Source organism: beta proteobacterium MWH-UniP1 (assembly GCA_036362785.1).
GTDB lineage: Bacteria > Pseudomonadota > Gammaproteobacteria > Burkholderiales > Burkholderiaceae_A > Lacustribacter.
The window spans coordinates 603,161-617,928 of sequence record CP143625.1; the positions used below are offsets into that span (position 1 = coordinate 603,161).

Below are 14,768 nucleotides of genomic sequence, written 5' to 3' on the forward strand. Positions count from 1 at the left end.
GAGGAATTACATTCCCATGTCTCCCATACCACCCATACCGCCCATGCCACCCATACCGCCGGGCATACCGCCTGCCTTGTCGTCGGCAGGGGCCTCGGCCACCATGCAGTCGGTGGTGAGCATCAGGGCTGCAACGGAGGCAGCGTTTTGCAGGGCAGTGCGGGTCACTTTGGTGGGATCCACTACACCCATGGCCAGCATGTCGCCGTATTCGCCAGTGCCTGCGTTGTAGCCGGTGTTGCCTTTGCCTTCCAGAACCTTGTTGACCACAACACTGGGCTCTTCGCCACAGTTGGCCACGATCTGGCGCAGGGGCTCTTCAACGGCACGCATCACAATCTTGATGCCAGCGTCTTGGTCGGGGTTGCTGCCCTTGACGTTAACGGCAGCGCGGGCGCGCAGCAGAGCTACACCACCACCCGCCACGATGCCTTCTTCAACAGCAGCGCGAGTTGCGTGGAGTGCGTCTTCAACACGGGCCTTTTTCTCTTTCATTTCCACTTCGGTGGCAGCACCTACGCGGATCACGGCAACACCGCCAGCGAGTTTTGCAACACGCTCTTGGAGTTTTTCACGATCGTAGTCGCTGGTGGCTTCTTCGATTTGGATGCGAATCTGCTTGACACGTGCTTCGATGTTTTTGGCATCGCCTGCGCCGTCGATGATGGTGGTGTTTTCTTTACCGATTTCAACGCGCTTGGCACGGCCCAATTCCTGCAGGCCTGCTTTTTCCAGGGTCATGCCGGTCTCTTCCGAGATCACGGTGCCGCCGGTCAGGATGGCCATGTCTTCGAGCATGGCCTTGCGACGATCGCCAAAGCCAGGGGCCTTCACAGCAACGGTCTTCAGAATGCCGCGCATGTTGTTCACCACCAGAGTGGCCAAGGCTTCGCCTTCAACTTCTTCGGCAACGATCAAGAGCGGACGGCCAGCCTTTGCGACTTGCTCGAGCACGGGCAGTAGCTCGCGGATGTTGGAGATCTTCTTGTCATGCAGCAGCACGAACGGATCTTCCAAAACAGCGATCTGCTTTTCGGGGTTGTTGATGAAGTAGGGTGACAGATAACCGCGGTCAAACTGCATACCCTCAACGACGTCAAGCTCGTTGTTCAGCGACTTGCCGTCTTCGACGGTAATCACGCCTTCCTTGCCAACTTTTTCCATGGCTTGCGAAATGATGTCGCCGATTTCTTGATCGGAGTTGGCGGAAATCGCGCCCACCTGGGCGATTTCTTTGGAAGTGGTGCATGGCTTGCTGATTTTCTTGAGTTCTTCGGTGATGGCAGTCACGGCCTTGTCGATGCCGCGCTTCAGGTCCATCGGGTTCATGCCGGCGGCAACGAACTTCATGCCTTCGCGAACGATGGCTTGTGCTAATACGGTTGCGGTTGTGGTGCCGTCACCTGCGGTGTCAGAGGTCTTCGAAGCAACTTCTTTCACCATCTGTGCGCCCATGTTTTCGAACTTGTCTTTCAGTTCGATTTCCTTGGCAACGGACACACCGTCTTTGGTAACGGTGGGCGAGCCAAACGAGCGCTCGAGCACGACGTTACGGCCTTTGGGGCCCAGGGTGACTTTTACTGCGTTTGCCAAAATATTTACACCAGCCACCATCTTGTGGCGGGCATCATCACTAAACATCACTTGTTTAGCAGCCATTGTTTAACTCCGTTTAAAAAATTCGTTAAGAAAAAAATTTGATTCGTGTGGATGTTGGCGATACCGATTAGGCAATCACGGCCATCACATCATCTTCACGCAGCACCAGCAGCTCTTCGCCGTCGACCTTGACGGACTGGCCGGAGTACTTGCCAAAGAGAACCTTGTCGCCGACTTTGACATCAAGTGCGCGGACTTTGCCGTCTTCCAGGATTTTTCCGTTGCCAACGGCCAGCACTTCGCCCTGATCAGGCTTTTCGGCGGCGTTGTCGGGAATCACGATGCCCGAAGAGGTTTTGCGCTCGTTGTCGAGGCGTTTGACCACGAGGCGGTCGTGCAGGGGACGCAATTTCATATTCAAAAGCTCCATTCCAATAAAAGACAGGTTTAAACAGGGGTTTCGAGTGGCGGAGGCGGCCAGGGCAGAAGGGCTCTGGGCAGCTATTAGCACTCGCCACTCTTGAGTGCTAATAATAGGGGCGCAAAGCCCCCTTTTCAAGGCCAAGGCCAGGAAAACTAAGGGTTAACCCCCGAAAAACTTGGTTTTTTGCTCGCGCAGGGACTGGCAGTCGATACAGCGGATCTTCTGAAGCTTGAGCCGGGCGGCAGGGATCTTCTCCCCGCATTCAATGCAATGTTTGCCGTCAAAGTCGGGGCTGGTCTCAGGCGCAGTCTTACGGCGGGCCTCTTCCAGGGCGTCCTCGTTGAACTGAGCCTCGATGGCCGATGCGCGATCGCTGTCGTCGGTCAACTCGAAGTAGTTCTCGTTTTTCTCTAGTGCCATAGCCGGTGTCCCCATAATGCTCGGATTACTTTTCTTGCGTTGCTCGTTGATAATTTGAGGCAACGCTCCGAATTGAATCAGCAAAATATCTCACGAAGTGACAATAAACGCACGTCTTGGCCTTTTGGTGCTCCTGGGCCTTCTGCCCGGCTGGGTCTGGGCCCAGTTTTCCCCGAAGATCCAGCTCGCGCCTTTGCCAGCGGAGATTCGTAAAGAGCTGGCCATGGTGGGGCTGCCAGAGTCTGCATGGAGCGCGGTGGTCTTACCGCTTCCGGCCCGCGTGTTGATTGGGTCAGAGGTGCGCGGCTTCGGGTTAAACGCAGAACTGCCGATGAATCCGGCATCGGTCATGAAGCTGGTGACCACTCGCGCAGCACTTGGTGTATTGGGACCAGGCTTTCGCCACCGCACCCGCATTGCCACCACCGGCCGGCTAGAGGGGCACACCCTGAAGGGGGACTTGTTTTTTCAGGGGGGTGGGGACCCTAAGCTTGTTGTTGAAGATCTTGATGAGATCGTTCAGCGGCTGCGGGCCATTGGGGTGGAAAAAATTGAGGGCCACCTGGTCATTGACGGCACGCGATTTGCAGAGCCCGAGGTGGATCCAGGTGCTTTCGACCGTAAGCCCAACTCGACTTACAACGTTGGGCCGCATGCGGCCATGGTGAACTTCAAGTCGGTCAAGATTTCAGTCTGGCCAGAGTCGAATCTGCGGGTGCGGGTGGTGACCGAGCCCAAAATTCCCGACCCAGAATTAAAGACCAGGGTGCAGCTGGTCGATGGTGACTGTCGGCGGTCTCAGGTCTCTGCCCGCATGGAGGGAGATCAGAAAATTCTGGTCAGTGGGGTGATGGGCCGCCAGTGTCGCGGCCTGGACTTCTATGTCAGTCTGATGGATCACGCCCGGTTTGCTTACACGGCGTTTAAGTCGGCCTGGGAAACGGCTGGGGGCAGCATTAAGGCGGGCCTGCAGGTGGGGGCCACGCCAACGCACGCCAGAACACTGGTGGATTGGGAGTCGCCCAGGCCCTTGATTGAGTTGGTGGCCGACATCAATAAGATGAGCAACAACCCAATGACCCGCCAGCTTTTTCTTAATCTGTCGGCCAATGGGAGCGGCCCCGCCACCCGAGAGGCCTCGGGCCGGGTGGTGCGGCAGTACCTGGCATCCCGTGGCCTTGTTTTTCCAGAGCTGGTCATGGACAACGGGTCTGGGTTGAGTCGTGATGAGCGCATCTCGGCCGAGAGTCTGGCCAGACTTCTGACCGACGCCCTGATGGAGCCCAATGCCTCGGACTGGATTGCAACCCTGCCGATGGTGGGTATTGAGGGCACGGTTAAAAATCGGATGCGCAATAGTCTGTTGGAGGGCAAGGCCTGGGTGAAGACCGGAACTTTGAATAACGTCCGGGCTCTGGCAGGCTATGTCCGGTCGGCCGAGGAGCGATGGGTGATTTTGGTCGTGATGGTGAATCACCCCGAGGCGTCTCGGGCCCGCCCGGCCATGGACTCTTTGATTAAGTGGGCCTACACTTACTATTAAAAATAGTATAACTACTTGATTTAATTAGACTTTTTTCGGATTGCGGGCGGGGGTCTGGTGTGTTCCAATCCCGGAATGACTGATCCTAACCAGACGAGCCCCAGCATGATGCAGGGCTGGGAGTCCTTCAAACAGCGGACCGCAGCCTTTGTGGTGGTTGGGCTGCTTGCACTGTCGACATTGTTGACGCCCGCTGGCCGCGAACGCCTTGGCGCCTGGACGGCCCTGGCCTTAGAGGCCTTATCGCCCACTCAGATGACCTCGGTGTTTTCTGCCTTGCCCACCAATCTGACCGTAGAGCAACGCCGGGTTGCCAGATGGATCGCCAATCATCACCGGGTTTCGATGGACGCTATTGAGCAGTTGGTCGCCCGGAGTTTTGATGTGGCCCATGCCAACCGGCTGGATCCCTACCTTCTGTTAGCCGTGATATCGATCGAGTCAGGCTTTAACCCCTTGGCGGAGAGCCAGGTGGGGGCGGTTGGCCTGATGCAGATCATGCCCAAGGTCCATGCGGACAAGTTCAGGGCCCTGGGGGGCGAGAAGTTGGCCTTGGACCCCTGGATCAATATGCAGGTCGGCGCGCAGATCCTGCGGGAATACATCGATCGTTTTGGCTCAGAGGTCGCAGCCCTGCGGGCTTATGTTGGTGTGGCGCCGGATCAGGCGAGCGAGTACCCCGAGCGTATACAGCGGGTGCGCGACCGTATTTTGGCGGCGGCCCTGGGCCGTGTGCTGGCCTAACGCCAAATCATCAGGCCCGTGTTTTGGGCCTGATCGTCAAGCGTGTGTTAACAGTTCGACCAAGTTAGGCCTGTTGAATGACTTTCTCGGCGATCAGGGTTTGAATCTCATCGTCGCTAAACCCGAATTCCTTTAGAACCTCGCTGGAGTGCTGGCCAAGCTCTGGCGCGGCCTTGGGTTCGGGCCGCGGTAGCCCGCCAAATTTGATCGGGTGGCCCACTCCCTTGACTCGACCGGCAGTCGGGTGGTCAGTCTCGACCACCATCTCACGGGCAATCGCCTGCGGATGCGTAAACGCCTGCTCAATTGAATTGACGGGGCCTGCCGGAACACCTGCTGCATCAAATGCCGCAATCCAATGGTCGGTGGTTTGGTGGGCTAAGACTTTCTCAATCTCAGCTGCCAAGAGTTCATTGTTTTGTAGGCGTAACGAGTTGGTCTCAAAGCGTGGATCGGTTTTCCATTCGGGGTGGCCGAGTGTCTCAGCGATCCGCTCCCAGTTGGGCTGATTGGCGCCACCGATATTCACGTAGCCGTCTTTGGTGCGAAAGGCCTGATAGGGTGCAGTCAGCGGATGGGCTGAGCCCAGCGGTTTGGCGGATAAGCCTGTTGCAAAAAACATGGCGGCCTGCCAGTAGGTCTGCTGCATGGCTGCTTCCATGAGTGAGGTCTCAACGAATTGACCTTCGCCAGTCTTCATCTTGTGAATCAGCGCCGCCAAGATACCCACGCACGTCAGAATGCCGCCGTTGATATCAGCCACCGAGTTACCGGTTTTCGCGGGTGGGCCACCGGGGTGGCCGGTAATGCTCATGAGCCCACTAAAGCCCTGAGCAATCAGATCGAACCCCGGCTTTTCGGCCAAGGGGCCGGTGCGGCCATAGCCAGAGACCGCGGCGTAAATTAAACCGGGATTTATTTTTTTGAGCTCGTCATAGCCCAGGCCAAGTTTTTCCATCGTGCCCATACGATAGTTTTCGGTGAGCACATCGGCCTGTTGCACCATGCGTTTCAGAACATCGCGGCCTTTTGGGTTTTTTAAATCAAGTGCCACACCGCGCTTATTGCGATTCAGCACCAAAAAAGGTGCCGACACACCATTGACGCGGGGCTCGCGATAGCCACGGGAGTCATCCCCTGCTGGAATTTTTTCAACCTTGATGACATCGGCGCCCATGTCGGCAAGCATCATGCCCGCCGTTGGGCCCGCCATGATCTGGGCAAGTTCTAAAACCTTAATACCAGCCAGTGGGCCGGGACCATAGTGGGTGTTGGGTAATGAGTTCATGCAAGGTTATCGGCCAATAAATTCCGGGGGCTGTTTGGCAAGAAAGGCTTTGTAGCCGATTTGAAAATCTTCGGTGTCAAAACAATCGAAGCACTCGTCGCGCTCTGCAGCGGTTAGTGGTTTGGGATCGGCCAAGCGGCGTGCAAACTTTTTGTGCCAGCGGGCAACCAATGGGGCACCAGCGGCAACACGCTCAGCAGTTTCTTTGGCTTCTTTGGCCACATCAGCATCGGGCACCACGCGCGAGACCATGCCGATACGCAGGGCTTCTTGCGCATCAAAGATTCGGCCTTCCAACAAAATTTCCAGAGCCTTGGATGTGCCAAGAAGATCTGCAATCGGGGCCATCTCGCTATAGGCCATCACCAGCCCGAGATTTTTAATCGGCGCGCCGAAACGGCTGGATTCGCCGCAGATGCGAATGTCGGCAAGTGAAGCAATCTCCATGCCCCCACCCACGCAGATGCCATGAATCTGGGCAATGATGGGGTGGCGGCAGTTTTGAATGGCATGCACCGTGCGGTGCATGATCTCGCCGTAGGCGATGGCCTGTTGTTTGTTGGCGCGTTCGTTTTCAAATTCGCTTATGTCATTGCCGGGTGAGAAGGATTTTTCTCCGGCACCACGCACAATAATGCAGCGAACATGGTCATCGGCGGAAAGTTCGGTAAACGCATCACCAAGGGCCTGCCAAAGCGGCTTGGTCATGGCGTTGAGTTTTTCTGGCCGATTGATCGTGAGGGTCACGACATGACCCTCACGGGATTGCAACAGAATATTAGACATGCCTTAGGCCTTGGCCAAATAATCAATCGCTGCCTGCACCCCCCCTTTTTGATGGGGAATGCCAGCAGCGGCCAGGCCCATTTCAACACCGCCCAAAGTACCCAGCAACGTTAAATCGTTGAAGTCCCCCAAGTGACCAATACGGAACACCCAGCCCTGCAGCTTGGCCAATCCCGTGCCCAACGACATGTTGAATTTCTCAAGAACGAGTCGACGGAAATCATCGGCGTTGTAGTGGGTGCCATCTGGTTTTTTGGGCATGACCACGGCGGTCAGCACGGGGCTGTATTCCGCAGGGTTTTCACAAAGAATCTCTAAGCCCCATGCTTTGACTGCACGGCGAGTGGCCTCGGCATGGCGTTTGTGACGGGCATAGATATTGTCTAAGCCTTCTTCATAAAACATGTCGAGTGCCTCGGCCAGGCCATACAAAATGTTGGTGGCCGGAGTCGTTGGCCAATAGCCAGTTTTATTGGACACAAGAATTTCATCCCATGCCCAATAGGCCTTGGGCAGTGTTGATTTCTTGCTGGCTTCAATGGCTTTGTCGCTGATGGCATTAAACGAAATGCCTGGCGGCAGCATCATGCCTTTTTGTGAGCCGGCAATGGTCACGTCGACACCCCATTCGTCATGACGGAATTCCACACTGCCCATGGATGAGATGGTGTCGACCAATAGGAGTGCAGGGTGTTTTGCGGCATCCATTGCACGACGGACGGCGGCAATGTCAGAAGTCACACCAGTAGACGTTTCGTTGTGAACGACGCAGACTGCCTTGATGCTGTGACTGCTGTCTTCTTTTAGCCGTTTTTCAATGACGGTTGCGTCAACACCACGGCGCCAATTGCCGGGAATGAACTCGGGCTTTAGGCCCAGCTTTTCGGCCAGCTTTTTCCACAGGCTGGCGAATTGGCCGGTCTCGACCATGAGCACATGGTCCCCTGCAGATAGGGTGTTGACCAAGGCCGCTTCCCAGGCGCCGGTGCCAGAGCCCGGGTAGATGATCACGGGGTTCTTGGTGCCAAAGACGGGTTTGATGGCTTCCAGAATACGCAGCCCAAGCTTGCCGAACTCCGGCCCCCGGTGGTCAATGGTCGGGAAGTCGATGGCCCGTAGCACGCGATCCGGCACATTGGTGGGGCCTGGAATCTGCAGGAAATGGCGGCCCTGCCCAATGCGGTTGAGTGATGAACGGGGGTTGATGGCGGGCATGGTGGCGTGGGACGGGTCGCGTTGCATGGTGTTGGGCTCCTTAGGGTTTACACCTTTTTGTATACAAAATAATTTAATACAATTGTGCCCATGTTATTGCCCATGTCAACCGAAAAAACCCTAATCCCACGGCAGGGTCTCCACGATGCCGTGGCAGATCGGCTTCGGCAGTACGTGGTCGAGGGAAAGCTGTTGCCCGGCCAGCGGCTCAATGAGCGGGTGCTGTGCGAACAAATGGGTGTCTCGCGCACGCCCATGCGCGAGGCCATTAAAAAATTGGCCGGCGAGGGGTTGGTGCGGCTTGAGCCCAATCGCGGCGCTGTGGTCCATCGGCTCACGCCTGATGAAGTCGCCGCCGCCTTTGAGGTCGTGGCCAGCATGGAGGCGCTCTCTGGCGAACTTGCCGCCCAGCGGGCCACGCCAGAGCAAATTCAGCATGTCTTGGATTTGCAGGGTCAAATGGAGCTTGCCCATCGCAACAATGATTTGCCAAGCTATTACCGGATCAATTCAGAAATTCATGCAGCGATCAACGAGGCTGCTGGCAATCCTGTACTGACCGAGATGTTTCGGTCGATCAATCTGCGGCTGCAAAGCCTGCGTTTTCGATCCAACCTGGATCAAAAAAAATGGGACGCCGCGGTCAAGGAACACAAAGACATTGCCAATGCCCTGGCCAGTCGCGACCAAGCGGGGTTATCGCTGCTATTGCGGCAACACTTAATGAACAAGCGCGAGATCGTGCTGAAATTATCGGAGCAGGAATCATGAGCAATATGGCCCAGGGCCGTCGCGCCTTTTTGTCGGGTGATTTGAAAAAAGCAACGGGCCGAAGCGCCCTGGCGGCACGTCTGCGCAAAGAGATGCGTGGGGACATTTATTTTGATGTGGCCTCGCGCGGGCGTTACGCCACAGATGCATCGATTTATCAGGTCATGCCAATCGGCGTGGCCGTGCCCAAGACGGATGTGGATGCACGCATTGCATTAGATATCGCACGTGATTTGAAGATCCCTGTGTTGCCCCGTGGTGCGGGTACATCCCAGTGCGGCCAGACCGTTGGCGAAGCCCTGGTGATTGACAACAGCAAACATCTGCGCAACGTGATTGATCTCGATTTGAATGCGATGACGGTCACGGTGCAGCCCGGCATTGTGTTAGATCACCTGAATGCTTATTTAAAACCACACGGTGTCTGGTTTCCGGTGGATGTGTCCACATCAGCACAGTGCACGATTGGCGGCATGACCGGGAATAACTCTTGTGGGTCGCGCTCGCTGTACTACGGCAACATGGTCCACAACGTAGAGGGTGTTCGCGCAGTGTTGGCCGATGGCACCCGCGCTTATTTTGGCCGTTTTGGTGATGGCGGCGACATGACGTTGTCATCGGCCCGACTCAATGGTCTGATCCCCCAGTTATTTCAGATTGCCGATTCAGTAAAAGAGGAGATTGCCAATGTTTGGCCCAAGGTCATGCGCCGCGTGGGGGGCTACAACCTGGATGTGTTTTATCCCCAGAGTGAGCGGCCCTATTTGGTGGGGGCCGCACCGGGTGTTGTGAACTTCGGTCAACTCTTGGTGGGCTCCGAGGGAACACTGGGTTACTTTGAGTCGATCAAGCTCAAACTCTCGCCGCTGCCCAAGACCAAGGTCTTGGGTGTGGTGAACTTCCCCACTTTTCATCAGGCCATGGCCCTGACGCAGCACATTGTGAAGCTCAATCCCGTTGCGGTGGAGTTGGTGGACCGCACCATGATTGAACTCTCACGTGCCAATCCGATGTTCGCATCGGTCATTGAAACGGCAATCACACGCGTGGATGGCAAAGAAACCGATGCGTTGTTGCTCGTAGAGTTCGCAGGTGAAGACAGCGCAGTGCTCGCCAGCAAGTTGCAGGATCTCGACACGCTGATGGCCGATCTTGGGTTGCCCGGTTCGGTGGTGAAGATGGCGGATGCCAAAGCCCAGTCTGCATTATGGGAGGTGCGCAAGGCGGGCCTAAACATCATGATGTCGCTGAAAGGCGATGGAAAGCCCGTGTCCTTTATTGAAGACTGTGCCGTGCCTTTGGAACACTTGGCTGATTACACCGCCCAGCTGACCGAGGTCTTTGCACGCCACGGCACCCAGGGCACCTGGTATGCCCATGCTTCCGTGGGCACACTTCATGTGCGGCCCATTTTGGATATGCGCCGTGATGGTGCTGAAAAAATGCGGGCCATTGCCGAGGAAGCCGGCCAACTGGTGCGCCGTTACAAGGGGGCCTTTTCTGGCGAGCATGGCGATGGGCTGGTGCGTAGTGAGTGGGTGGAGTGGCAATTTGGTGAGCGCATCACCCGCGCATTTGAGCAAGTCAAAGATGCGTTTGACCCCGACAACCTAATGAACCCTGGGAAGATCGTGCGTTGTACCAAGATGGACGATCGTGCGCTCTTTCGGTTCAAACCCAATTATCAAGCGCAGGTCATCACCACCGGCCTGGATTGGTCGGCCTGGAATGTGCAAAACGACCCGTCGCAAAAAGGGGGCCCTGGCACCTTTGGTATTGCCGTGACTGCTGCTGGAAGCGGCGGTGATCCCGCGATGGGTTTTGCGAAAGCCATTGAGATGTGTAACAACAATGGCCACTGCCGAAAATTCGATGCGGGCACCATGTGCCCAAGTTATCGGGTCACACGAGACGAACAACATTCGGTGCGCGGCCGGGCGAATACTCTGCGGCTTGCGGTGAGTGGTCAGCTGGGTGGTGATGCATGGGAATCGGATGCGGTGCGCGAAGCACTTGATCTGTGTGTGGGCTGCAAGGGCTGTAAACGTGAGTGCCCCACCGGGGTCGACATGGCCCGCATGAAGATCGAAGCCCAATATCAATACGGCAAACGCCACGGCTTTTCTCGCAAAGACCGTCTGTTGGCGGGCCTGCCAGAGATGGCCCGGCGTGTGGCCCGAATTCCGGGCTTGGCCTGGCTGATGAATCTGCGCAATCACAGCGGTGTCTTGCGTGCCTTAAACGAAAAGTGGCTGGGCATTGCTGCCGAACGCACGCTACCCAAGTGGCGATCTGACACCTTTGATCGTCGTGTGTTGCGCAACGATCAAGTCACGGTGGAGAACTGTGATGTGGTGCTGTGGGCCGATACCTTTAATAACGCTTACGAACCGGAGCATCTGCGCGCAGCCTTGGCAGTCATGCAGCACATGGGCGTGAAGGTGTTGATCTCGGGCGCTGCATCCCAAGAGCCGCTGTGTTGTGGCCGCACATCACTGTCGGTCGGCATGATCGATCAGGCCAAGGCCCATGCCCGCAAAACGCTAGATGCCTTGGCGCCCGCGATTGCCCGCGGTGTGCCGGTGGTGGGCCTAGAGCCATCATGCCTGTTGAGCATGCGCGATGAATGGCTTGGCATGGGCCTGGGGGATTCCGCAGTCGCGTTATCGAAGCTGGCCATGCTCTTTGAGGAGTGGTGGCTTGCGCAGATCAAAGACAAAACGGTCAACACTGTGGCCAGTCTTCCGCCGGTAATGGTGCATGGCCACTGCCACCAGAAGGCCCTGGGGGCCATGACCCCCACACTGGAAGCCCTGCGTTCCATTGGTGTGGACCCGCAATTGATCGAGACCAGCTGCTGCGGCATGGCCGGAAGCTTTGGCTATGATGCATCGCACCTACATGCATCGCTTGCGATGGCTGAAGCGAAGCTGCTGCCCGCGGTTCGGCAGGCTCCGGCAGGTGCCCTGATTGTTGCCGATGGCTTTTCTTGCCGCCATCAGATCCAAGACGGTGCGAAACGTGGGGCTATTCACGTGTCCCAAGTGATTGCGCGCGCCTTGGGCGTGGGATAATTCGCCCCTTCTTTTCACTCGTCGCATTTTTGTTCACTCGTCCGACACAACAGGCCACTCCATGGATCCGCAATTCAGAAAACAGGCGCTCGAATATCACCAAAAAGGCACCCCGGGAAAAATTTCGGTCACCGCCACCAAGCAGCTCACCAACCAACGGGACCTGGCCTTGGCTTATTCTCCGGGTGTGGCGGCGGCCTGTGAAGAGATCGTTGCGGATCCTGCCAATGCCTTTCGCTACACCGCCCGTGGCAATCTGGTGGCTGTGATCACCAACGGCACTGCGGTGCTGGGTCTGGGCAATATCGGACCACTGGCGTCTAAACCGGTGATGGAAGGTAAGGCAGTTTTATTTAAAAAATTTGCTGGCATTGATGTCTTCGACTTGGAAGTCAATGAACTGGATGTTGATCGCATCGTGGATGTGATCGCAGCCCTGGAGCCCACCTTTGGTGGTGTGAATCTGGAAGACATCAAGGCGCCCGATTGTTTCTACATCGAGCGCAAGCTGCGCGAGCGGATGAAGATCCCTGTCTTTCACGATGATCAGCACGGTACGGCGATCGTGGTGGGCGCGGCCTTTGTTAATGGCCTGCATGTGGTGGGCAAAGACATCAAGAAGATCAAACTCGTGGTCTCGGGTGCGGGTGCGGCTGCATTGGCCTGTTTGGATCTGCTTTTGGATCTGGGCGTGCCCAAAGAAAATATCTGGGTCACTGATTTGGCGGGCGTGGTTTACGAGGGCCGCAAGGAATTGATGGACCCTGAAAAAGAGCGTTTTGCGCAAAAGACCGACGCCAGAACACTGGCCGATGTGATTGGCGATGCAGATGTGTTTCTTGGTCTTTCCGCCGGGGGCGTCTTAAAGCAAGACATGGTCAAGAAGATGGCCGCCAATCCGCTGATCTTCGCTTTGGCCAACCCGAATCCGGAAATCCTGCCTGAAGACGTGAAGGCCGTGCGCAGTGATGCAATTGTGGCGACAGGCCGCACGGATTATCCGAACCAGGTCAATAACGTCTTGTGCTTCCCCTTTATTTTCCGGGGCGCACTTGATTCTGGTGCCACCACGATCACCCGTGAGATGGAATTGGCCGCAGTCCAGGCGGTGGCGGAGCTTGCCCGCGCCGAACAAAGCGAGGTGGTTTCGGCAGCGTATGGCTCAGGCAGCATTTCCTTTGGCCCGGAATACTTAATTCCCAAGCCGTTTGACCCACGTTTGATTACCAAGATCGCACCTGCAGTGGCCAAGGCCGCAGCCGAAAGCGGTGTGGCCTCTCGTCCGATTCAGGACTTTGACGCCTATGTGGATCGTCTGCGCGAGTTTGTCTATCACTCGGGCAACTTTATGAAGCCTGTCTTTGCGGCAGCAAAGCGTGCCACCCGTAAGCGAGTTGTGTACGCCGAGGGCGAAGAAGAACGTGTGCTGCGTGCTGTTCAGGAAATCGTCGATGAGAAGCTGGCAACGCCAATCCTGATTGGCCGGCCAACCGTGTTGGAAAAACGGATCGAGCGCTTTGGTCTGCGTCTGCGGCCCGGGGTGGATTTCGAGGTGGTGAACCCCGAGTCTGACCCACGCTACCGCGAGTATTGGGAAACCTATCACCGCATGACCGAGCGCAAAGGCGTGACCCAGCAGTATGCCAAGTTAGAAATGCGTCGCCGTCATACCCTGATTGGTTCCATGATGATTCATCGCGGTGAGGCTGACGGCATGATCTGCGGCACCTTTGGCAGTCACGCATTGCACCTGCATTACGTGGACCAGGTCTTGGGCCATCGGCCAGGTGAAAAAACCTATGCGGCAATGAATTTGTTGATCATGCCGAACCGCGCTCTGGCCATGGTCGATACCCATGTCAATGTCGACCCAACGGCAGAACAGATTGTTGAAATCACGTTGATGGCCGCCGATGAGATGCAGCGCATTGGCATTGAGCCACGTGTGGCCTTGCTGTCTCACTCAAACTTTGGCGGCAGCAGTCAGCCATCGGCAGTGAAGATGCGTCAGGCCTTGGATCTGGTGCGTGCCCGGCGGCCAGACTTAAATATTGACGGCGAGATGCATGGCGATGTGGCCCTAGATCCTGAGTTGCGCAAAACCATCATGCCGAATTCGACGCTGCAGGGCGAGGCGAATTTGTTAGTGTTGCCCACCATTGATGCCGCCAACATTGCTTACAACCTGTTGAAGGTTGCTGCGGGTAACGGTATTGCGATTGGCCCGATTCTGTTGGGCTGTAACGCACCGGTCAACATCATGACATCGTCAGCCACCGTGCGGCGCATTGTGAACATGACAGCCCTGACCATCTTGGAAGCTAATAGTCGGAATTGATGTCTGCGCCTCGGTCCAACGCGGACCTATTCTGGACATTCACCAAGATGGCCCTGCAGGGCTTTGGTGGCGTTTTGCCCGTTGCCGAACGCGTGATTGTTCACGAGCGCCGCTGGATGTCGGCAAAAGAATTCGTGGAGTCGCTCGCGGTCGCGCAGGCTCTGCCCGGCCCCAATGTGGTCAACCTCTGTCTAATGGTGGGCGATCGGTTTAGCGGTGTGCGGGGCGCACTGTCGGCCCTGGCTGGCATGATGTTGTTTCCTGTGCTGATTGTGCTGGCGCTGGCATCGGTTTATCAGTTTTATTCCCACTTGGAGATCACCCGCAACATTTTGTTGGGCATGGCGGCGGTCTCTGTCGGTTTGATTGCGGGCATGGGCCTGCGGCTGGCCAAAACCCAGGGCCACTATCGGGTGGGTTGGTTGGCGGGGCTGGCAACGTTTCTATTGATTGCAGTTGTGCATGCGCGACTCGGCTTTGTGATTTTGGCCGTTGGTATTCCGTCGTTCTTATTTCGTTGGTGGCAGTTGGTGCGCGCACGAAACGGTGCGGGTGGGGTGCAGTAA

At 56.5% G+C, this 14,768-nt stretch carries 12 protein-coding genes; 6 read left to right on the forward strand and 6 right to left on the reverse strand.

Annotated elements, in window-relative coordinates:
• Positions 1 to 6 precede the first annotated feature (6 nt).
• From groL to AOB54_02965, 3 genes are all read right to left on the reverse strand, one after another.
• A complete protein-coding gene (gene groL / locus AOB54_02955; protein WVN42353.1) occupies positions 7 to 1,659 on the reverse strand; it encodes a chaperonin GroEL in 1,653 nt (550 codons plus the stop codon).
• Between the two features lie 67 nt (positions 1,660 to 1,726).
• The gene (gene groES / locus AOB54_02960; GenBank protein ID WVN42354.1) at positions 1,727 to 2,014 is read right to left on the reverse strand and encodes a co-chaperone GroES; all 288 of its coding nucleotides are present in this window, start codon (positions 2,012 to 2,014) and stop codon (positions 1,727 to 1,729) included.
• A 168-nt stretch (positions 2,015 to 2,182) separates the two neighbouring features.
• A complete protein-coding gene (locus AOB54_02965; protein ID WVN42355.1) occupies positions 2,183 to 2,443 on the reverse strand; it encodes a TraR/DksA C4-type zinc finger protein in 261 nt (86 codons plus the stop codon).
• 97 nt (positions 2,444 to 2,540) lie between these two features.
• Here AOB54_02965 and dacB point away from each other — a divergent pair, with 97 nt between their 5' ends.
• Both dacB and AOB54_02975 read left to right on the forward strand, forming a co-directional pair.
• Positions 2,541 to 3,986, forward strand: a complete 1,446-nt coding sequence (gene dacB / locus AOB54_02970) for a D-alanyl-D-alanine carboxypeptidase/D-alanyl-D-alanine-endopeptidase (GenBank protein WVN42356.1) — start codon at positions 2,541 to 2,543, stop codon at positions 3,984 to 3,986.
• A 75-nt stretch (positions 3,987 to 4,061) separates the two neighbouring features.
• A complete protein-coding gene (locus AOB54_02975; GenBank protein ID WVN42357.1) occupies positions 4,062 to 4,730 on the forward strand; it encodes a transglycosylase SLT domain-containing protein in 669 nt (222 codons plus the stop codon).
• A gap of 64 nt (positions 4,731 to 4,794) precedes the next feature.
• On the opposite strand, the gene AOB54_02980 is transcribed toward AOB54_02975, so the two are convergent.
• The 3 genes from AOB54_02980 to AOB54_02990 are packed head-to-tail and all read right to left on the reverse strand — an operon-like array spanning position 4,795 to position 8,019.
• Positions 4,795 to 6,018 carry a CoA transferase gene (locus tag AOB54_02980; GenBank protein WVN42358.1) on the reverse strand — a complete coding sequence of 408 codons (1,224 nt, stop codon included), beginning with the start codon at positions 6,016 to 6,018 and terminating at the stop codon, positions 4,795 to 4,797.
• Positions 6,019 to 6,024: 6 nt separating this feature from the next.
• The gene (locus AOB54_02985) at positions 6,025 to 6,804 is read right to left on the reverse strand and encodes an enoyl-CoA hydratase-related protein (GenBank protein WVN42359.1); all 780 of its coding nucleotides are present in this window, start codon (positions 6,802 to 6,804) and stop codon (positions 6,025 to 6,027) included.
• A 3-nt stretch (positions 6,805 to 6,807) separates the two neighbouring features.
• A complete protein-coding gene (locus AOB54_02990; GenBank protein WVN42747.1) occupies positions 6,808 to 8,019 on the reverse strand; it encodes an aminotransferase class V-fold PLP-dependent enzyme in 1,212 nt (403 codons plus the stop codon).
• A 102-nt stretch (positions 8,020 to 8,121) separates the two neighbouring features.
• Between AOB54_02990 and AOB54_02995 the strand changes: the two genes are divergently transcribed.
• The 4 genes from AOB54_02995 (at position 8,122) to AOB54_03010 (ending at position 14,768) form a co-directional block, all read left to right on the forward strand.
• Positions 8,122 to 8,790, forward strand: coding sequence for a GntR family transcriptional regulator (locus AOB54_02995; protein ID WVN42360.1), 669 nt, complete (start codon positions 8,122 to 8,124; stop codon positions 8,788 to 8,790).
• Between the two features lie 92 nt (positions 8,791 to 8,882).
• Positions 8,883 to 11,864: an FAD-linked oxidase C-terminal domain-containing protein gene (locus AOB54_03000; GenBank protein WVN42748.1), complete on the forward strand. Its 2,982-nt coding sequence runs from the start codon at positions 8,883 to 8,885 to the stop codon at positions 11,862 to 11,864.
• A gap of 61 nt (positions 11,865 to 11,925) precedes the next feature.
• On the forward strand, positions 11,926 to 14,202 hold the full coding sequence (locus AOB54_03005; protein WVN42361.1) for an NADP-dependent malic enzyme: 2,277 nt from the start codon (positions 11,926 to 11,928) through the stop codon (positions 14,200 to 14,202).
• Positions 14,202 to 14,768: a chromate transporter gene (locus AOB54_03010; GenBank protein WVN42362.1), complete on the forward strand. Its 567-nt coding sequence runs from the start codon at positions 14,202 to 14,204 to the stop codon at positions 14,766 to 14,768. The genes AOB54_03005 and AOB54_03010 overlap by 1 nt, the downstream gene beginning before the upstream one ends.